The sequence below is a fragment of the Pedobacter sp. CFBP9032 genome (assembly GCF_034045265.1).
GTDB lineage: Bacteria > Bacteroidota > Bacteroidia > Sphingobacteriales > Sphingobacteriaceae > Pedobacter.
The window spans coordinates 55,487-76,437 of sequence record NZ_JAXCWE010000014.1; the positions used below are offsets into that span (position 1 = coordinate 55,487).

Below are 20,951 nucleotides of genomic sequence, written 5' to 3' on the forward strand. Positions count from 1 at the left end.
AAAGTTCATTTTAGCCAATATGTTTAAAGAGATAAAAAACAAGTACTTACGTTATTCAATAATATTTTTATTCTTCATAATAATTTTCTTTTCCGCACTTCAACTTAATTTTCTATGGCTCTTTGGTTATTCGCCAAGTACGCACGACATCAAAATGCCAACATTAAGGGTTGGCTCCGAGCTCTACACCTCGGATGGTAAGCTAATTGGACGATACTTTAAGGAGAATAGAACGCCTGTAAATTTTGAAGAAATTTCTCCGAGTGTTATAAATGCATTAGTAGCTACGGAAGATGTTCGTTTTTACAAACATTGGGGAGTAGATGCTCAAGCTGTTGGTCGTGCAATTATTGGAATGGGTGAAAAAGGTGGAGCAAGTACCATTACCCAGCAATTGGCAAAAAACTTATATCGAACCAGGTATAATAAATCTCAGGGACTTTTGGCAAAAATTCCGCTGATCAGAACAGTAATATTCAAGTTAAAGGAGTGGTTAACAGCGGCTAAGCTTGAGTCACATTATTCAAAGAATGATATCATTACCATGTATTTGAATACTGTTTCTTTCGGAAATAACGCTTATGGTATTAAAACGGCCAGCAGAGTGTATTTTGATAAAGATGCAAATGCATTAAGTATTACAGATGCCGCAATGCTTGTTGGTATGCTAAAAGGTACTACCATGTATAATCCTACTAAAAATCCGGAACGGGCACTCGAACGGAGAAATGTAGTGTTAAGGCAGATGAACAAATACAAATATTTAAGTAATGATAGTTTAGCTGCCCTTTCTAAAGAACCAATTAAGCTTAAAGAAGGTGAGTTGGAAGATGGAAGCGACGGTGATTCGTACCTAAGGGCAGCTGTAGCGAAGTATTTGGAAAAGTGGTGCCTTGATAATGGCTACGATCTTTATGAAGATGGATTGAAAATTTATACTACCATAGATTCAAAACTTCAAAAATATGCCGAAGAAGCCGTAGCTGAACAAATGAAGACCTTACAACGTAGATTTTATAGTGTTTGGGGAAATGAAGATCCATGGTATGATTCAGAAAAAAATAAGGTAAACTATCCGGAAAGGGCGATGAAAAATTTATCAGTCTATGCAATGCTGATGAAGAAATTTCCGAATCAGCCTGATTCTGTCGAAGCTTATTTCAACAAGAAGAAAAGGATGAAAATTTTCACCTATAAAGGCGCTCGCGACACTTCCTTTTCAACACTTGATTCCATTCGTTATTATGGTAAGATCATGAACACTGGAATGATGACCATGGAGCCGGCAAGTGGAAAAATAAAGGTTTGGGTAGGTGGCATTGACCATAAGTTTTTTAAATATGACCACGTTAATCAGTCAAAACGCCAGGCTGGATCAACTTTCAAACCATTTGCTTATTTAACTGCTTTGGAACAGGGAATGAGTCCTTGTGATAAATTTACAGACAAACCCGTAAGAATTAAATATCAGGATAAAGGCGAAACTAAATACTGGGAGCCTAAAAATGCTGATTATAATATTACCTATCAGGAAATGAGTTTGCGTTGGGCAATGGCAAGATCCGTGAATACCATCACTGCGCAGGTTACTGAAAAGGTGGGCTGGGATAATGTAGTTAAATATGCACATGAATGCGGGATTGATAGCCATTTGGAGTCTGTGCCATCGGTAAGCTTAGGTTCAAATGATGTAACCGTCTACGAAATGGTTAAGGCATACAGCACCTTTATGAACAAGGGCATTAAAACAGATCCGATTTTAGTTGAGAAAATTACCGATCAGGATAATAATATCATTGATGAGTTTAAGCCGAAAACAAAGCGTGTACTAACTGAAGAAATTGCCTGGTTAATGACTTACATGTTCCGTGGAGGTATGGAAGAGCCAAGAGGAACGTCGCAAGCTTTATGGGAATGGCCAAATTTATTTAAAAAGAATAACCAGATTGGTGGCAAAACCGGAACCTCTTCCGATTATGTTGATGCCTGGTATATGGGATTAACCAAAGACCTGGTAACCGGGGTTTGGGTGGGTTGTGATGAAAGAACGGCACACTTTAAAAACGGTGAACAAGGAGAAGGCTCCAGAACGGCCCTCCCTATTTTTGCTAAGTTTATGGAAAAGGTCTATCTGGATCCATCAACAGGTTATTCTTACGGACCTTTCCCAAAAGCGACTGTAGAAATTACCAGAAGCTACAACTGCCCTAGTCCGCAGTATGTTCGCGACACCACGTCAGTAGATACCACTGCTGTAGACTCTACACAGTTTGATGTGCCTGAAACGGTTGATCCTGCTAGCCCGGTAACGCCAGCTGAACAAGAGGTGAAGAAGGATGAAAAGAAACAAGACCCGGTTCAAAACCAACCTGCAACTACAATTCCGCTAACCCGAAAGGAAGAAAGAGAATTGCGCAGAAAGCAACGTCAGGAAGAAAGAGATAAGAAAAATAACGAGAATAACTAAATATTACTGAAGAGAATATGGATTGTTTTGAGCGATTTTTGAAATGTTAAATTCTGAAAATTGCACAAAACAATTATTAGTTTTACTCCAATTTTCGATTAATCTCCTGGATTTTACGACATCATACTATAAACCAAACATATGAAAAAAGGCTCTACTTTAATTAGGAGTTACCTTCCACTTTTAATCCTCTTTGCTATTTCGTTTTCAGCACAGGCACAATATTTCGGACAAAATAAAGTACGATACAAGAAAATGGATTTCAAAGTGTTGCAAACGCCACATTTTGAAATTTACTATTACCTGAAAAATGAAGCATTGTTAAAAAAGTTTTCTCAGGAGGCTGAAACCTGGTATAAGATGCATCAGGAGGTGTTTAGAGATACTTTTTTAAAGAAAAACCCAATTATTCTTTATAATAATCATCCGGATTTTCAGCAAACTACCGCTTTGCAAGGTGAAATAGGAATTGGTACCGGCGGTGTAACTGAAGCATTAAAGAACCGGGTAATTATGCCTATCATGGAACTGAACAGCCAAACCAGACATGTACTTGGCCATGAGTTGGTTCACGCCTTTCAATACCATACGCTGTTGGAAAAAGATTCCATCAGTATGGAAAATGTAGGGCAAACGCCATTGTGGATGGTAGAGGGAATGGCCGAATATCTTTCAATAGGTAAAAAAGATGCCTTTACTTCTATGTGGATGCGTGATGCGATGCTGAACAGGGATATTCCATCACTGAAAGACTTAACCAACTCAAATAAATACTTTCCTTATCGTTATGGTCAGGCATTCTGGACTTATATAGGTTCTCAATATGGAGATACAACCATTGTTCCATTATTTAAGAATACGGCCAAATATGGCTATGAAAATGCCATCAGGTACACTTTTGGGTATGATGATAAAACACTATCTGGTTTATGGAAGAACTCCATTGATGCGCATTACAAGCCAATGTTAAAGGCAGACAGTTCTCAAACTAAAATTACAGGAACCAAAATTGTAGATGACAAAAATGCAGGAAACATGAATGTTGCCCCTGCTTTAAGTCCGGATGGAAAATACTTGGCCTTCATGTCTGAAAAAGATTTGTTTGGTATTGATCTTTTTCTGGCAGATGCTAAATCGGGTAGGATTATTCGAAAATTAAGCAGCCAGATCAGCAATGGTCACATTGATGATTTCAACTTTATCGAATCTGCCGGGGCCTGGTCGCCGGATAGCAAGCAATTTGCCTTTAGTATTTTTAGTCATGGGCGAAACCAAATGATGATTATCAATGTATCAAACGGAACAACAGTTTCTCAAACCGCGATGGAACAGGTACAACAGTTTGGTAATCTGACCTGGTCGCCGAACGGAAAAGACATTGCGTTTTCTGGAATGGTAGAAGGACAAAGTGATATTTTTTATTATAACCTGGATTCTAAAAAGGTTACTCAAATTACTAACGATATTTACTCAGATTATGCACCTAATTATTCTCCTGATGGAAAAAAGATTGTTTTCTCTTCTGATCGTGCAGCTATCCAGGCCAATAATATTAACGTCGTAAATCCGATTAACTTAGCCATTTACGATATTGAAAAAAATACAGTAAGCAATTTAAATGTGTTTCCCGGAGCGAATAATTTAAATGCACAATTTTCGGGGAACAGTCAGAATATTTATTTCTTATCAAACAGAGATGGATTCAGAAATCTTTATAAATACAACTTTACCGACAATACAGTAGACCAGTTAACAGATTATTTTACAGGAATTAGTGGTATCACTGAATTTTCTCCTGCAATTTCTGTATCTACTACGGATGAAATCGTTTACAGTTATTATCGTTATCAACGTTATACCTTATATAATGCAAAGCTAAGTAGTTTCAAACCAACGAGAATAGGAAATCAGGATGAAAACTTTGATGCAGCAATCCTCCCTCCTATGGAAAATATTGGTGTAAACATTGTTAATTCTAACCTGAATAATTTTGACCGATTTGAGAAGGTAGTTGCCGATTCTTTAAAAACAGTTGCTTATAAACCGAAGTTCAGATTAGATTATTTAGCAAATAGTGGCGTTGGCGTGTCTTCGAGCCGTTTCGGAACCGGAGTTTCTGGCGGTATTGTAGGAATGTTTAGTGATATTTTGGGTACTAATCAAATCATCGCTAATATTTCTGTAAATGGTGAAATCTACGATGCAGGAGGTTTAGTTGGTTATATCAATCAAAAAAGCCGGATCAACTGGGGAGCTGCCATTTCTCATATTCCTTATGTATCAGGTTTCAATTCAACAAGCTTTGAAAAACTTCCTGCAGACAACAATACAACTATTGATGCTTTATCTCAGAATACAGATATCATTAGAACTTTCGAAGATCAGGTGCAATTGTTTGGAGCCTATCCCTTCAGTAAAATACATCGTTTTGAATTAGGTGGTGCATTCTCCCGTTATAGTTATAGGGTAGATAGATATAGCAATTACTATAATTCGGCTGGCAATTTTATCGGCTCGGACCGTAAGCGTATTTCCAATGAAGTAGCTACACAGGATTACGGTGTTCCGTTTAATTCATTTACGCTTTATCAATTGAATGCAGGATTTGTTGGAGACAATTCCATTTTTGGTTTAACAGGTCCGCTGGATGGTTTTAGATATCGCGTGAGTGCAGAAAAATATTTTGGTACCTACAACTTTTCGGGCGTAACTGCAGATTTAAGAAAGTACTGGAGATTAAAGCCTGTTACCATAGCAGCAAGAACTTACAACACCTTAAGAATTGGTGATGATGCTGATCGACTTTATCCGATGTATGTGGGTTACCCCTATTTAGTTAGAGGTTATGAATCAAATTCTATTTATAAAACAACTTCAGCGCAATCTTCAGAGTCTTTTGATATCAACCAATTAACAGGAAGTAAAATTGCAGTTTTTAATTTTGAATTGAGATTGCCATTTACCGGCCCTAAAAAACTAGCTGCAATTCCATCTAAATTCTTATTTAGTGATTTGAATTTATTCTTCGATGCTGGTTTGGCATGGACAAATGATACGCAGGTTAAATTTAAAAGCGAACCTACTTATATTACAGAAATATTAAGGGATAACAATGGCAATCCGGTTTTAGATAGTCAGGGTAAACAACTCACCTTCCAATCGACTACAGAACGTGTTCCGGTAATGAGTGTAGGGATCTCGTTAAGGGTTAATATTTTTGGTTACTTTGTTTTAGAGCCATATTATGCCATTCCTTTTCAACGGAAAGATGTTAAAACCGGTGTATTTGGATTAACATTTGCACCAGGCTGGTAACGGATTTTATTTTACTGCTTAGCAGATTTTATTTCAACGTAGCAGGCAATTTTGCATTATGAAAAATATTTTTTTCCTGATATTATTATCTTTTAGGTTATTGGCCCTCGCTCAGGATGTTACTGAACCTGCAAATAACCCGAAAGACTGGTCTGAAAAAACTGAGCCTTTTAGAATTGCAGGTAACCTGTATTATGTAGGCACTTATGATTTAGCATCATATTTAATCGTTACTGATAAAGGCAATATTTTAATTAATACTGGATTAGCCAATTCTCTTCCCATAATAAAGGACAACATCAAGGCGTTGGGTTTCGACTATAAATCAATAAAAATATTACTTTTAACTCAAGCGCACTTTGATCACTTAGGTGCAATGGCTGATATTAAAAGAGAAACAGGTGCGAAACTGTACGTTAATGAAGACGATGCTAATGAACTTAAAACCGGTGGCCAATCTGATTACGAATTAGGAAAGTTTGGTATAAGTTTCAAACCCATTACGCCAGACTATCTGCTTAAAGATAATGGCAAAATAAAATTAGGCAACACAACTTTGACAATGCTTAACCACCCAGGACATACAAAGGGATCTTGCAGTTTTATCTTTAATACGAAAGATGGAAACGCCACTTATCGCGTTTTGATCGCAAACTTACCTTCAGTAATTACCGATAGGAAGTTTTCAGTTGTAAAAGATTACCCAACTATTCAGGAAGACTACAATCAAACATTTGCAGCGATGCAAAAAATTAACTTTGATATATGGCTTGCATCACATGCCAACCAATTTAATCTTCATCAAAAACGTAAGCCGGGCGCAGCTTATAACCCAAAGGTTTTTATGGATAAACAAGAATACCTTAATAATATTACAGCATTAAAAAATGCATTCTTAGAAAAAGTTAAGGAATAAGATATCATATTATTCATTATCCTCTAACTGCAGGTATAAATCCATTTCTTACTACGCCAACTTAATTAGGATAAACTTGTAAAGGCCAGATTAATCTGATTGGTGATATTTCTGTGCAACAGGATATTTTCGAAATCCAATCCAATAGTAAGATCAATCCAATCTGGGTTACAAGAACGAACCAAACGTTCTTTCTGCATTCTGGTAAACCTGCTGATAATTTTAAAACGAGCCAATGCCTGCGCTTCACTTTTAAATTCTTCAAAGTATACTAAACGCGTTAATTGCTGCCCGTTATCGAAAAACAAATTTGGCATTTGCTTATAGAAATCTAATGTTTTAATTAAATCAGAACTCATGCCTACATGCATGCTTGTGCGATTTCTGTCGGTAACGATGTAAACAAATTTTTTCATGATCTTTAAATTTTAATTAAACTAAACTATTTAGTATGCCTTCTTGCAAATCAAAATAATATTACTAACTTTATGAGCATAAAATTACTAACTATTTTAGTAATTCCAAATTTATTTTAAACTTTATTTTTATGTCGAATATTTCAAATAATTTAAAGTATCTCAGAAAGAAAAAAGGCCATACACAGCAGAATTTCGCTGATATTATGGAAATCAAGAGATCACTTATCGGTGCTTATGAAGAAGACAGAGCAGAACCGAAATACGATTTGCTAAAAAAAATAGCAGAGTATTTCGAATTAACCATTGATGAGTTCATCAATGAGAAGATAAGTGACAGCTGGAAACCTAAGCCTAAAAGCTCGGGTTCTAACTTAAGGGTATTAAGTATTTCAGTAGATCAGAACGATCGGGAGAATATAGAACTGGTACCGGTTAAGGCCAGTGCTGGTTATTTGAATGGCTTTTCTGATCCTCAATATATCAGTGATCTTCCTAAATTCCAGTTGCCTTTGGCTGCATTGCGTCAGGGTACTTTCAGGGCTTTCGAAATTATGGGTGATAGTATGTTACCAGTTCAACCTGGAAGCGTTATTATTGGCGAGTATTTAGATAATTGGAATGAAGTAAAAACTGGAGAAACTTATATCGTGATCAGCAAGAACGAAGGTGTGGTTTATAAACGTGCCGGAAATCGCTTCAAAGAAAATAAAGATTTAAAGTTGATATCTGATAACAAGGTATACGATCCATATACTATTGCTGCTGATGATATACTGGAAATCTGGCGTGCTAAAGCTTATATTTCTACATCTTTACCAGAGCCAACACCAGACCCTACAATGGAAACCTTAACGCAAATGATGTCGCAGATGCAAAAGTCAATTTCGCAACTTAACAAAAATTAACACTTTTTAACGGATACCCAATTAAACTGTTTGATGCATTTCATCTCTATTATACAAACACATAAATAATAAGGACATGAAAAAAGCAATTTTAACAATCGCAATAGCTGTAATGGGTTTTACAGCTGCGTTCGCACAAGACAGTACCAGAAGAGCAAGAAAACAAATGCCTAAGTTAACTGCAGAACAACGTGCAGAAAAAGCAACTTCCAGGTTAGAGAAAGAGTTGAACTTAACTGCAGACCAGAAAAAGAAAATTTATGCAGTTGAATTGGAAAATGCTAAAAACATGGAAACCTGGAGAAAAGCCGAAGAAGGGGCCAGAAAAGGAAAAATGGATGAACGCAAAGTGGTGCTGGATAAACAAAAAGCTAAAATTGACGGTATTTTAACAGCAGAGCAAAAAACAAAAATGGAGGCTTTCCGTGCTGAAGCGAGAGAAAAAGGTGGTAAAATGCACAGAGGAATGCGTCATGGTGAAAGAAAAGGTAAAGGGCCAGAAGCTCCAACCCCACCCGTTAAAGGTTAATAAATTCTAATACAATATTCGATAATATAAAAATGCCCCGATTTTTCGGGGCATTTTTTTGTAGTATTTAACCTTACGTCTTAATTGGTTAATCAAAGCACCGCAGATGATAATATGTTTCTGCGCAGCTGCGATTTAGATGGAAGATTAACACCAAATAAATTAGTTCAAATAACCACTTTTCTTTAAAAAAGCAGACCAAACTTCATATCCGGCCGGGATTAAGTGTAAACCATCTTTAGTCAACTCCGCTCGTAAGTGCTTATCCTTATCGGTGAAGACTGGATAAATATCAACTACTGTAATGTTCTTCGCACTGAACTTTCTGATCTCGTCATTTAAATAAAGAATATGGTCATCCTTTCCATAGTGGTTTTTGAATTTCTCAAAAGCACTATTCACAGGCAATAACGTATTAAAATAGATTTGCGTTTTCTTAGATCCCTTTCTAATCCTGGCAATCATTTGTTTATAATTTCTTAAAATTATGCTGTCTGGAATATTTCTGGAAATATCATTGATCCCGATCAGAATGAAAACTTTTGATGGTTTTCCGTCAATTACATCCTGAAGCCTATCTAAAACACCAAAAGTGATGTCGCCAGAGATGCCACGATTTTTCGCTTGCGGTAAATCCAGCAACTTCGCCCAGTCCGTTCCTGCTGTAATGCTATTACCTAGAAACACAATATCCCTTTTCGATTTAGGATCATCTTTAAACTTCTTTACCAACTCTACATATTTACCAGGCCGATAGGTGCTATCCCACTGTACTGTTTGTGCGTTTACTGCAGTAATAGAGAGGAGTAAAAAATTAAATGCGATCAGGCATTTGGAAAAAGAAGATATTTTCATGGGTTGATTCAGTTATATTCTTCAAACATAATTATTTTGCCTGAACTAAAATATCCGGGTAATCAGAAATTATTCCATCTACATTTAAAGCTTTTAGTTTTTGGATATCTTCCAGTTTATTGGCAGTCCACGGAATAACTTTAACACCATCTGCATGTGCCTTACTTACAAGTTCCGCATTTACCATTTGCCAAACCGGACTTAGAATAAATGGTTTATAACCTAAATCTGCAATATTTTCCTCGTAAGATTTCTTATTGGCGACCAGGTAAGAGGTCTTTATCTGTGGATAATTTTTATGGATCAGCTGAATCGTACGTTTGTCAAATGACTGAATGACTACGAAAGGAACAATTTTCTTCTTTTTAATTACCTCCCTCAACAGCTTAACAAAAATTTCGGGTGTTGGATTGGTTACGCCATCGCCCTGCGGACTGCACTTGGTTTCAATATTATAGAAAACCTGCTCCCGTTTGTTTTTCTTGATATCGTGTTGAACAGAATCAATTAGGTCTGCAAGTAAGGGAATGTAGCTTTTTACTTTTCGTTGCGTTGGAAATGCCTCAAAATATTTAGTTCCAAGATCAAAATTTTTTAACTCCGCATAGTTCATCCCAAATACCGGATATCTCTTTGCATCTGCCTCAGGGATTTCTTTTCCTTCAGGTGTAAGCATAAAGGCAGGACTTAAATAGTCATCATGAGTAACTACCACTTGCCCATCTTTTGTAATATGCGTATCCATTTCCAGGGTGGTAATGCCTTTTATATTCAGGGTGTTGATCATGGCCAAGATCGTATTTTCTGGTACTAAACCTCTCCCACCACGATGTGCTTCAGCACTGAATGCAGGAAACTCAATATTCTTTTGCCCGTAAGAATTTATTGCCATTAAGGAAGCAGTAGTAATTAATATTGCAGATAAGCTTGATTTCATCTTTGTAGGGTTATATTTTATTTAGCAATGGGATAAATTAAGCATCTATTTCTGTGGTGAACTTTTCGCCGAAACGATCGGTTGCCACTACCCTCACCTTTTTTACTGTAGGCTCAAAATGTGCCATGAAGAGGTGTTCCGTTGATCTTGCCTCAACAAAAGGTCTTGGATTTGGCAGTTTGTCGCCTCTATATAACTTAACGGCTAACGGATCAAAGCCATCTTGCTGTGCTAAAGTGCCCATCGCTTTGCCATCCAGAAAATATTCTACCTTCCATTCGGGATCATAATTCCACACATTAGCAATTACACGTTTCTGATTTGTTAAGGTTTCTACATAAACCGACAGCTGATCTTTTCTATCTCTGCCAGTTGATTTATAGTACCATTTTAGATTTGTTCCATCAACTTCATAAACTCCATAACCACGTGGTGTTCCATCCTCACAAATCGGACCTGTCCACCAACCACCACAAACGGTTCCATGATTGTGTTCGTAGACACCATTTTTGATCACATTTTTATTAAAGTGTGTATGGCCAGACATGATGTGAACGTTTTTAAAATCTTTAATTACGGCATAAAAATCATCATTGTTTTTTACCGAATTATGCACCGGGATATGCAGACAAATAATCAGTAGTGCATCTTTCTTTACAAACTGCAAATCTTTGGTAAGCCAATCCAGTTGTGTTGGGGTGATGTATCCATCATAATTTCTTTCGGTTCCCAAATAGCGTACGTCATCTAAAACAACATAATGTGCTTTACCACGGTTAAACGAATAATATGTGGGGCCGTAATGTGCCTGGAAGGTTCTGTCAGAAGTATCATCACCACCTTGTCTGTAATCCTGGTCATGGTTTCCGAGTGCCTGAAAGAAAGGAATGCCGATTTTTGCAATTGCCTCATCATAAGCAGGAAATAAATCAAAATTATCCCACACTAAGTCTCCGACTCCAATTCCGTGTACCAGTGTTTTTCCCATTCCTTCAACCGTTTTCCTGGTATCGGGAACTGAAGTTTCCATCATCTGTTGCACGTCATTGTTGTTTTTTACCTGGGGATCTGCCCAAATAATGAAGTTATGCTTATAATCGTTTTGTTTTAATGGCTGAAGATCAAAGTTTAACTTTCCGGCAGTATCTGGTTTATAATAGTGTCTGGAGATGCTACTTTCGGTTTTAAATTCATAACCAGATGGCGTACTGATCCAAACGAAACGGGCAAGCTCATGTAATTTAATTTCATAATGACCGGTTTTATCGGTTTGTACCACCTGGTAACCATCAGAAATTACTGCGCCAGCCACTGCTTTACCTTTGCTGGTAACCGATCCACTCACTACCCCATCGACTGAAAATAACGAAGAAGGAAAAGATTTTAGGCTAACGAATAGTGTTGTGGTTAATAAACTTGTTTTTTGGATAAAAGATCTTCTATTCATAAATTTTGAATGTTGAAATAAATGATCAAGCCATCTCGTTAAAGATAGCTTGATTGATTAATTAATTTACCAGCGTGGTGAAACCTATTGCTTGTTCTATTTCGGAAAGCTGTGAATTGGCTTTCAGTTCAATACCTCTGGCTATCCTACCTGTACTCCATAGGCCAGTTGTGGCATCATACACGCCGCCCAGCACAGTGAAATTCGTTGCAGCTGGGAAGGTAAACTTATTTGTATTGGTGCCCGCTCCATAGAAGCTCACCCGTTTTCTGTTTTGAATAACGCTGTATTTATCTGTATTGGTAATGCGATAGCCCGCTTCTGGTGGACCAGCGCTATAGATGCTTCCGCCCCCGCCAAACATCACTACATCTAAAGGAACGGAAGTAGCGGTTACATTTATGCCCTCGAACACGGCAATACCGGCTACGTTTCCACTGTTAGCCAGTAGGTTGGTAGTTGCTGTTCCGAAGCCATCGCCATTCACGGTGGCATATTGCATACTCTTAATCCATACAGCAGCACTGATATTTGTTGAACCAGCACCCCAGATATTTTTATTGCCACCTACATAACAAAACTGCCCTTTCTTAACCGTTCCGGATGTGATATTAAACTTGTATGTTCTTACACCACCCATTGCCCAGCCCAAAACTGGTGCTGCCGTAATTCCTGCATTATTAGTGGTTACAATGGCCATTGGTGTAGCTGCAAAATTGATATCTTTTGTTGCTTTAAATTGCATGTATTCGTAATTGCCATCAGCACCTGTTGGATCAACCAAGTAACCTGTAACCACCAAAGGTGAAACTTTAATGATGTCAAGTTCAAAAATATCATCCAGGTATCTTGGCCAAACCTGTATTGCATTTGATGTTCTAAAAGCGATTCCAGTAAAATCAGCAAATGGAACCATTGCGGCTTTTGCCAATGAGGCATTCGCTTCGGTGTGCACTGCTACCTTCCCAAAACCATCGTTAATCATTTTATCACCCACGAAAACCTCTCCTATTACAGGTTCTGGTTCTACCACACCCTTACTAATTGTAACCAGTGTACTTTCATAAAAATCCGGACGGCTATTGAGTGTTCCTGCATTTACCGCCTGTACCTTAATACTTTTACCTGAAGCTATCTTTTTAACTTCGCCTGCATTTACTCCGGCAAGCTGAAGAATTCCATTCTCACGCTTCAGTGTACTTCCCTCTATCTTGATATGAACGGAATCACCCGGAACATACTTGACAGATTCTGAACCAATATTAATGGCGATACCCCTTAACGAATCAATTCCACTTCCTGTAATTCTACTATTTTGAAGAATCAGTAATCCGGCTGGAACATTTCCATTCGACTGATCGGAAATAACCACACCTCTGATGCTATTGGCTCCCGCCATGTTGGAAGTGTTTAGTTGTACATCTGCATTTTTATAAAGTTTGCGCAGATCAAAATTTGCAATAAATGGACTCGGATTTACGACTACATAATCGCTTTCGCGCTTGCAGCTCCATAAAGTGCTACCTAAAATAAATATGGTAGCGATGTATAATATGATGTGTTTCATAAATTCTCGGTTAAGGTTTTTGCCACCAGACAAGTGTATTAATATCATCAGCACCCTGAGCAGCAACCGCATTACGATAAGCGGTTGGGTTTGTAGATTGTGTAACCAATGGATAATTCAGTCTGGCAGGCATCTGACCGCCATTGGCAAAGCCAGTTCCAGTCTGTAGAAAAGGATGTTTTGTTCGTCGATATTCAAGCCACTGTTGAAAGTCGACTAAAAATAATGCATAATATTTTTGAATTTGAATCAGTTGCATTTTACTTGGTGCATTCCTGGTGATGTTATCTAAAGGCAGAGCATTGCTCCAGGCTATATCTGCTGCATTTACATAACTAATTACCTCCGGATCACTGGCACCTGTAAAGCGCTCTGGCATCCAGTAATTTACAGCATCTGCAATTCCTTTTAAGTAATAGGTTTCTCCGGTCCCACTGATCCAGCCTTTTGCTGCAGCTTCAGCCAATATAAAATCTACCTCAGCACAATTCATGATAATTCCTGTAAAACGATCAGTCTGTAAAGTATAAGGTGCATTCGTGGCATCAGAATAAAAATACGATTGTTTCTTTACTGAGTTACCAGCATCATATCCGCTAGGTACACCAACATAGCCATCGGGTCCTGGTGCAATTCCAAATCTGCTAACGTTGTTTTTACCCAACTGCGGATTCACACGTGGGTCTGCCCAAGCCGTAAGGTTACCCAGAAAGAAGTCGGTAATGGCAGGCGTTCTGAAATCGACGGCCCGTACGCCAATCATAAATGGTGAGGAATAAACGGCCGTACTGCTATTGGTGCCATTCCATAAAATTTTTGCCGTGTGCGCATTATTTTCCATAATTGGATAATTGGCTTTGTTCGTTTCTGCTATTTCTTTGATCTTAGCAATTACTTGTGCACTCATCTCCGATTTGCCAGAAATACGAAGCAACAACCTCAAATATAGTGAGTTACCAAACCTGCGCCACTTGCTAATATCGCCCTGATAGACTGGATCGGAAGAAGTAGTAATCGCTTTTCCCTCCGCTAATAATTTATTCGCTTCTTCCAGCTTCGCTAAAAGATCAACGTAAATATCCTTTTGTTTATCAAAAGCAGGCTCGATAATTCCGTCTTTTCCTTTATTGGCATCGAAGTATGGAACATCCCCATAAACATCAGTAAGCAACTGAAATACCCAGGCTTGAGTAATCAAAGAAATGCCTTTGTAAGATGCATTTAAAGATTCTGGCTGATTCGCGATGTTGTAAATATCCCGTAAGTTGGTTAATTCGATATACCAATTGTTCCAGGTATAATCTGCCCAGTTCCGACGGACATCGTAACGGAACACTTTACCTTCAGCATCACTGATATCTACTGTAACCTGCATTAACTCGTTGTTAAAACTTCGATTCCTGGACATATTTGTAGAGAGCACGTTTACCAAAGCAGGCGCAAGTAACTGGCCTGCAGTGGTATTAGAACGGCCAATCGGATCTGTATTGACTTCATTAAAATCTTTTTTACAAGAGAAAGCCGATAAACAAAGTAGCGCGATAAACAAATAGCTTGTTATTTTATTTCTTGTTTTCATTTTCTTTAAATTATAATCCCACCACTAAACGAACGCCATAACTTCTGGTAGATGGCAACTGTCCGGTTTCAAAACCTTGTACAATATCAGTTCCCGAAAGTGTTCCAAATTCAGGATCGAATGCTGGCCATGGCGACCAGATGAATAAATTCCGGCCATAAGCGCCAATTGTGAGTTTGGTAAAGCCAATTCTTTTTAAGAAAGCTTGTCCGAAAGTATAAGTGATGTTAGCCTCCCTGAATTTTAAATAATCTGTTCTGAATACGCTACCCTCCGCCTGGTCTGATCCGTAAAGGGACGTATAAAAGCTTTCCAGATTTGTAGCCACTATATCATTTGGACGATAGGTACCATCCGGATTTTGAATAACACCATCGCCTACTACACCATTATATCTTCCTGGTAAGGTGAGGTTAAGTTTTCCTAAAGCCGCCATTCTAGAGAAGGTAAGTGAGTGCGCTACTGCGCCCAGCTGTGCATCAAATAATCCGTTGATGCTGAATTTATCATAAGTAAGTGTAGAACCAAAACTGAACCTAAACTTTGGCATGGTATTTCCCAAGTAAATCAAATCAGAAGTACTGATTTTAGCATTTCCCGTTGCAGAATCATAAATAATCTGCCCATCCGGCGATCGCATATAGCCCCTTCCATATAAGTCGCCCATACTTCCGCCAACGTTAGCTACAATTTGTCCGCCACCTAAGGCGCCAGTTCTAAGTACCACCGAACTGTCTGCTAGTTCTTTAATGATATTACGGTTTGCGGTGAACGTTCCGGTAAGTTCCCACTTAAATTTCTGGCCTTTAATTGGCGTTCCATTTACAGCAATCTCAATACCCTTGTTTTGAACACGCCCTACGTTAAATACTGCAACATTATAACCTGTGGAACGGTCAACGATTCTATTCAGGATTTGATTTTTAGTATTACCCAGATAAGCAGCAAAATCAAAATTTAAGCGGTTTTTAAATAATCTTAGTTCTGAACCCAATTCAATTGTGGTAGTTTTTAAAGGTTTTAAATTTGGATTCGGCAAAACGTTTGGATTCGTCATTGCACTATCCGGATAAACTCCATTAGAAGCCAGACTATAATTATACGCGGTACGGTATGGTGTAGTTCCACCGCTGCCCACCTGTGAAATTGATGCTCTTAATTTAAAAAAGCTAATAGCCTTGGGAAGTGGTAGTAAATCAGAAACAACTAATGATGTACTGGCTGATGGATAGAAAAAGCCAACATTATCTGTTCTAAATGGTGTAGCCAATGTACTGCTCCAATCCTGACGGCCGGTTAAATCGAGAAAAAGATAATTTTTGAAGCTGAAAGATAAGGCAGCGTAAAAACTGTTGATTCTGAATCTGGCCGTATCCGGAACAGAAACCAGCGGACTGGCATTATTAGTCAGATCAAAAATACCAGGAACAACCAATCCATCTGCACGTAATTCAGATTTTTTATACTCATTCCGCATCTGGCTTCCACCCACATTCGCATTTAGCTGTATGTCTTTGGTAATTTTTTTATCGTACCGAACCAGGAAATCTATGTTGGTTTCGTAAGAGTTGATGTCTTGAACGCGGTAAGAACCTTGTGCAAACTTATTTCCTGCTGCATCCCAAGGGCGTTGTGTTTCGCGGATATCTTTATTATAATCAATCGATCCCCTTAACAAGAAACTTAAATTACTGGTGATTTTATAAGTTGCCTGAATGTTGCTCAGAATCCCGTTTCTACGTTGCTTATTAATATACTGCTCTGAAATAGCATAAGGGCTTTCAGGATTCGTAGTGGTAATATTTACAAACTGAACATTCTCTTTTCCAGGTGCCCAGTAATCACGATACCATTCGGTATTTACATTCGGTTGAGCAAACATAAACCAATACATTAAAGATTGGTTTCCATATCCTGTTGCCGGCAAATTATCACTGTTTCTATTATTATAAGCTGCTTTAAATGCAACGCTTAGCTTCTTGTTAGCATCGGTGTTGGCGGAATAAGAAACTGAAGTACGATTTAACCCTGTGTTAGGTACAATCCATTCGTTATCGCCATGACTGACAGACAATCTCATTCCAACGCCTTTATAGGAACCATCTAAGCTTAATGCATTTGAAGATTCAAATCCGGTTTGAAAAAAAGCATCAACCGGGTTTTGATACGCTACCCATGGCGTTCTGGTCAGACCACGTGTTTTTGTAGCCGGATCATACTGAAAAAAACTAGCGCCTGTACCTAGCGGCGCGCCCCAACTTGCACTGGTGCCATTGGTGCTTGGTCCATCATCAGATGTACCATAAGAAAAATAAGGTACGCCGAACTGTCCTTGTCCGAATTGATTTTGCGCATCAGGGCTTTTATTAACCTGCTCCCATGTACTGTTTGAGGTGAAAGTGATGTTGAGTTTCTTATTTGCCTTAGCAGATTTGGTGGTGATGATAATGGCACCATTTGCACCGCGTTGCCCATATAGCGCAGAGGCTCCGGGCCCTTTTAATACGGTAACACTCTCAATATCATCAGGATTTAAATCATTTAGTGCAGAACCAAAATCTGCAGGCATTACATCTCCTGAGGTTCCATAAACGCCACCTGAGGAGGCTGCGGTACGCCTGGAGGAGCTACTCGCCACAACTCCATCAATCACAATTAATGCTTCATTATCGCCAGTCAGGTTATTTTCGCCACGTAAAATAATCTTATTTGAGGCAGCCGGACCACTATTCCGAACCAGATTTAAGCCAGCTACCTTTCCTGAAAGTGCTTCTGTCCAATTACTGGCAACAGCATTAGTTAAGGCTGTGCTATCCACCTTCGTAACCGAATAACCCAAGGCCTTTTCATCCCGTTTTATACCTAAAGCAGTAACTACTACTTCATTCAAATTACTGGTAGAAGAGGCCAACCGGATAATCGCATTGTTTTCATTACTGGTAAATAGACGACTTACCGTTTTATATCCCACCATATTAAAATTTAGGGTGGATCCCTTAGCTACTTTGACGGTGTAATTTCCTTTTTCGTTAGTTACGCCAAGAAACTTTTTATTGCCATCTGTAATGGTTGTTCCAATCAGAATTTGTCCGTCCTCATCATCCAACACAATTCCTTTTACCGTAACAGTTGCCGGGTTTACCTGCGCAACAGCTTTGTTAAATAAAATAATGTGAATAAGTGTAACGGCGGTAAAAATGGCCATAGTTTTCGAAAGCTGACCAAAAGGCTTCCAATGTTTTTGATCAACAATCTTGTGGCTTCTCCTGAAAATTAAAGGACATTGCCACAGCGAAATTTTTTGAGTAAATTTTTCAATCATAATTATCTATATCCGGTTAGTGGTTGTTCCCTAATTCGTTTTACTATCTCCGGATCAGCGGACAAAGTAAGCCTCCTTACGTTAAAAATATGTTAACGAAATATTAAGGTATAAGAATTAAGATCTATTAATTCCGTTTGCTTTTACTTTGATTACAATATCTTTCGATAAATAGAATTAAATAACAAATCGAAAGTATTGATAATAAATAGTAATTACAATACTAGTAGAATTTGTAGCTGAGAAAATGCTATATTTTAAGATTTTATAGCGAGAATCTTTTTTGATAAAAGATTACTAAACATCCCATGACATGATCATTAGGATCTTATCCTGATAGATGAATATAAATAAAATAGCGCTAAGCAGAAATCGTAATAATTACGATACGCAATAAAAATAGCGTTGAATGGAGATCATTTTTTCTTAAGTAACATTTTAATGATCATTCAATATCGAAAGATAATGAAAGTATTTTCGTTTCTTAAGTACTTAACATATACTTATTATAGCGGGTCTTTATGGAGAATCTTCGTTCAAAAATAGTCAATAGCATTATCGGCAAAATAACCCACTCAAAAATTTGAAAAGAATAGAAGAAAAAGGCAAACAAAAATATCAATCGAAAGGCTTCAAGGTAGTAAATCCAGGTTCGTTGTTCAAGCAACGCGCCAATATTGATTAAGGTGAGTAAAACGGAAACAAACACTGCCCATTTATCCATTTCGCTCAGGTATTGATAAAACATTGTAGTGCCGGTTAAAGCTGCAACCACAATAATCAACTGAATATTTAAATACGTTTTAAATTTTGATTCTCCTCGCTTTTGTTTCTTATTCTGAAAAAATCGTTCTTCCAAAATCGGACGGATATTTTGGTCCATCAATGCCGGACTTCCAAACACTGCATTCCACTTTGCTTTGACGCCTTCTGCCCTTTTATATGCTTCCGCGATCTCCAGGTAATAATGAAAGTGTTGCCACAAAAAGCTATAACTCGTAATGGGATGGGTTAAACCATATTTGGGCGGTTCTTCTTCCCGTTGGAAAGTACCAAAAAGCTTATCCCAGAAAACGAAAACATCACCATAGTTTTTATCCAGGTATTTCTCATCAGAGGCGTGGTGTACACCATGAAGCGACGGCGTAATCAGCACGTTTTCTAACCAACCTAACTTACCTATTAATTGAGTATGGGTAAAAAAAGAATACGCACCGTGCGCAAGTAAAATGGTGATGATCATATTTGGATGAAAACCTACAAGTGGTAAAACACACCAGAAAACATTTCTAAATACAGCCTGTATCGTAGTAATCCGAGCAGCTGCGGTAAAATTGAACTCTTCACTATGATGGTGTACAATGTGTGCAGCCCACAAAAAATTAATTTCATGCCCTAAGCGATGATACCAATACCATACAAAATCAGTTGCCAGCAAAAGCAACAACCACATATACCAATTATGTGGGATTTGAAACAGTGCGTAGTGATTATAAACCCATTGGTAAGCCTGGTAAAAGCTTGCTGCAATAAATAAATTTAATAATCGCTCGGCAATTCCAATACTAAAATTAGCAATCGAGCTTTCGTACTTAAAAATCTTATCTTTTTTCCGCTGTTGCGCAATTTTATATTCTATAAAAACAAAAATAAAAAAAGCAGGAATGGCAAATGCAAGATAGTTTATTGTCATGGTGGCAACATTTTGTTAAAATCGACGCCACAAACATATAAATATTATACTAAATATATAGACTTAGTAGATTACTATTTTAAATTAGTTGCTATTCTATTCGTTTAATATTTTTTGTTTCTATTAATTTGTACAAATCACTTTATATAAAAACAAGAATATGGCAGCAGAAAAAAAAGGCGGGCACACAAACATTCTTTCTATCGATATTGGCGGTACCAGTATTAAAACAGTGTTACTGGATGAAGATGGAAATATGCTGTCAGAATATTTAAAAAGTAAAACGCCCGCTGGTGCAACACCAAAAGATATTGTAACCGGTATACAAGAGCTGATTAAACCTATACCCGAAACATTTAATCGGGTTTCTATTGGCTTTCCAGGTTATGTAACCAATGGGATTGTTAAAACTGCACCAAATTTAGCTAAGAACAAATGGGCTGACGTAGATCTGGCCCAGCGTGTAGCAAATGTTTTAAATTATCCGGTTAGGCTGGTAAATGATGCCGATCAGCAAGGCTTAGGGGTGGTAAAGGGAAAAGGTTTCGAAATTGTTTTTACTGTTGGTACTGGATTTGGAACAGCACTCCTTTTTGATGGAGAACTCCTTCCTCATTTAGAGTTGGCGCATTTACCCATCAATAAAACGGAAGACTACGATGATTATATAGGAAACAAAGCTTTTGAAGACATTGGTTCTGATCGATGGAACAAACGTTTGAAAAAAATTATCGAGATATATAAAACGGTTTTCAATTATGATGCCTTATATATAGGTGGTGGTAATTCAAAACATATTGATTTTAAACTCGAAAATAATATCACCATCGTAACCAATAGAGATGGCATAAAAGGTGGTGCAAAACTTTGGAAACTTGCTGATAAATATAATATCTTCACTGTTAATCCTGATGTGTAAATTATACACTAACGGGTCATAATTATTATTACAATCATTTAACATCAAAATCCACTTTATTAGTTTGGAAGTTCTAAATTT

The 20,951-nt window shown here is 37.8% G+C and carries 14 protein-coding genes; 6 read left to right on the plus strand and 8 right to left on the minus strand.

All coding sequences use genetic code 11. The annotated features are described in order from the left end of the window. Positions 1 to 19 precede the first annotated feature (19 nt). The 3 genes from SOM16_RS20625 (at position 20) to bla (ending at position 6,698) form a co-directional block, all read left to right on the plus strand. Entirely contained in the window at positions 20 to 2,467 is a 2,448-nt protein-coding gene (locus SOM16_RS20625; RefSeq protein ID WP_320465881.1) for a transglycosylase domain-containing protein, read from the plus strand. A 141-nt stretch (positions 2,468 to 2,608) separates the two neighbouring features. Then, complete coding sequence (locus SOM16_RS20630; RefSeq protein WP_320465882.1) at positions 2,609 to 5,782, plus strand: peptidase MA family metallohydrolase; 3,174 nt, start codon at positions 2,609 to 2,611, stop codon at positions 5,780 to 5,782. A gap of 58 nt (positions 5,783 to 5,840) precedes the next feature. After that, positions 5,841 to 6,698, plus strand: a complete 858-nt coding sequence (bla, locus tag SOM16_RS20635) for a subclass B3 metallo-beta-lactamase (RefSeq protein WP_320465883.1) — start codon at positions 5,841 to 5,843, stop codon at positions 6,696 to 6,698. Positions 6,699 to 6,763: 65 nt separating this feature from the next. Here bla and SOM16_RS20640 read toward each other — a convergent pair whose 3' ends face one another. After that, positions 6,764 to 7,114, minus strand: coding sequence for a GIY-YIG nuclease family protein (locus SOM16_RS20640; RefSeq protein WP_320465884.1), 351 nt, complete (start codon positions 7,112 to 7,114; stop codon positions 6,764 to 6,766). Between the two features lie 131 nt (positions 7,115 to 7,245). On the opposite strand from SOM16_RS20640, the gene SOM16_RS20645 reads away from it, so the two are divergent. Both SOM16_RS20645 and SOM16_RS20650 read left to right on the plus strand, forming a co-directional pair. Further along, a complete protein-coding gene (locus tag SOM16_RS20645) occupies positions 7,246 to 8,022 on the plus strand; it encodes an XRE family transcriptional regulator (protein WP_320465885.1) in 777 nt (258 codons plus the stop codon). Positions 8,023 to 8,098: 76 nt separating this feature from the next. Continuing rightward, positions 8,099 to 8,551: a hypothetical protein gene (locus SOM16_RS20650; protein ID WP_320465886.1), complete on the plus strand. Its 453-nt coding sequence runs from the start codon at positions 8,099 to 8,101 to the stop codon at positions 8,549 to 8,551. Positions 8,552 to 8,713: 162 nt separating this feature from the next. On the opposite strand, the gene SOM16_RS20655 is transcribed toward SOM16_RS20650, so the two are convergent. The 7 genes from SOM16_RS20655 to SOM16_RS20685 form a co-directional block, all read right to left on the minus strand. Then, entirely contained in the window at positions 8,714 to 9,406 is a 693-nt protein-coding gene (locus tag SOM16_RS20655) for a GDSL-type esterase/lipase family protein (protein WP_320465887.1), read from the minus strand. A 31-nt stretch (positions 9,407 to 9,437) separates the two neighbouring features. Next, entirely contained in the window at positions 9,438 to 10,343 is a 906-nt protein-coding gene (locus SOM16_RS20660; RefSeq protein ID WP_320465888.1) for a glycerophosphodiester phosphodiesterase family protein, read from the minus strand. Positions 10,344 to 10,380: 37 nt separating this feature from the next. Next, complete coding sequence (locus tag SOM16_RS20665; RefSeq protein WP_320465889.1) at positions 10,381 to 11,790, minus strand: calcineurin-like phosphoesterase family protein; 1,410 nt, start codon at positions 11,788 to 11,790, stop codon at positions 10,381 to 10,383. 61 nt (positions 11,791 to 11,851) lie between these two features. Continuing rightward, positions 11,852 to 13,357: a DUF5689 domain-containing protein gene (locus tag SOM16_RS20670; protein WP_320465890.1), complete on the minus strand. Its 1,506-nt coding sequence runs from the start codon at positions 13,355 to 13,357 to the stop codon at positions 11,852 to 11,854. A 10-nt stretch (positions 13,358 to 13,367) separates the two neighbouring features. Continuing rightward, complete coding sequence (locus SOM16_RS20675; RefSeq protein WP_320465891.1) at positions 13,368 to 14,936, minus strand: SusD/RagB family nutrient-binding outer membrane lipoprotein; 1,569 nt, start codon at positions 14,934 to 14,936, stop codon at positions 13,368 to 13,370. A gap of 10 nt (positions 14,937 to 14,946) precedes the next feature. Further along, positions 14,947 to 18,258, minus strand: coding sequence for a SusC/RagA family TonB-linked outer membrane protein (locus tag SOM16_RS20680; RefSeq protein ID WP_320465892.1), 3,312 nt, complete (start codon positions 18,256 to 18,258; stop codon positions 14,947 to 14,949). A gap of 484 nt (positions 18,259 to 18,742) precedes the next feature. Beyond that, positions 18,743 to 19,951, minus strand: coding sequence for a sterol desaturase family protein (locus tag SOM16_RS20685; RefSeq protein ID WP_320465893.1), 1,209 nt, complete (start codon positions 19,949 to 19,951; stop codon positions 18,743 to 18,745). 160 nt (positions 19,952 to 20,111) lie between these two features. Here SOM16_RS20685 and SOM16_RS20690 point away from each other — a divergent pair, with 160 nt between their 5' ends. Then, positions 20,112 to 20,870, plus strand: a complete 759-nt coding sequence (locus SOM16_RS20690) for an ROK family protein (RefSeq protein ID WP_320465894.1) — start codon at positions 20,112 to 20,114, stop codon at positions 20,868 to 20,870. Positions 20,871 to 20,951: the final 81 nt, after the last annotated feature.

Bases quoted from the DNA above. Each gene is read 5' to 3' on its own strand.
- SOM16_RS20625 (WP_320465881.1), top strand. From the start codon at position 20: ATGTTTAAAGAGATAAAAAACAAGTACTTACGTTATTCAATAATATTT.
- SOM16_RS20630 (WP_320465882.1), top strand. From the start codon at position 2,609: ATGAAAAAAGGCTCTACTTTAATTAGGAGTTACCTTCCACTTTTAATC.
- bla (WP_320465883.1), top strand. From the start codon at position 5,841: ATGAAAAATATTTTTTTCCTGATATTATTATCTTTTAGGTTATTGGCC.
- SOM16_RS20640 (WP_320465884.1), bottom strand. From the start codon at position 7,114: ATGAAAAAATTTGTTTACATCGTTACCGACAGAAATCGCACAAGCATG.
- SOM16_RS20645 (WP_320465885.1), top strand. From the start codon at position 7,246: ATGTCGAATATTTCAAATAATTTAAAGTATCTCAGAAAGAAAAAAGGC.
- SOM16_RS20650 (WP_320465886.1), top strand. From the start codon at position 8,099: ATGAAAAAAGCAATTTTAACAATCGCAATAGCTGTAATGGGTTTTACA.
- SOM16_RS20655 (WP_320465887.1), bottom strand. From the start codon at position 9,406: ATGAAAATATCTTCTTTTTCCAAATGCCTGATCGCATTTAATTTTTTA.
- SOM16_RS20660 (WP_320465888.1), bottom strand. From the start codon at position 10,343: ATGAAATCAAGCTTATCTGCAATATTAATTACTACTGCTTCCTTAATG.
- SOM16_RS20665 (WP_320465889.1), bottom strand. From the start codon at position 11,790: ATGAATAGAAGATCTTTTATCCAAAAAACAAGTTTATTAACCACAACA.
- SOM16_RS20670 (WP_320465890.1), bottom strand. From the start codon at position 13,357: ATGAAACACATCATATTATACATCGCTACCATATTTATTTTAGGTAGC.
- SOM16_RS20675 (WP_320465891.1), bottom strand. From the start codon at position 14,936: ATGAAAACAAGAAATAAAATAACAAGCTATTTGTTTATCGCGCTACTT.
- SOM16_RS20680 (WP_320465892.1), bottom strand. From the start codon at position 18,258: ATGATTGAAAAATTTACTCAAAAAATTTCGCTGTGGCAATGTCCTTTA.
- SOM16_RS20685 (WP_320465893.1), bottom strand. From the start codon at position 19,951: ATGACAATAAACTATCTTGCATTTGCCATTCCTGCTTTTTTTATTTTT.
- SOM16_RS20690 (WP_320465894.1), top strand. From the start codon at position 20,112: ATGGCAGCAGAAAAAAAAGGCGGGCACACAAACATTCTTTCTATCGAT.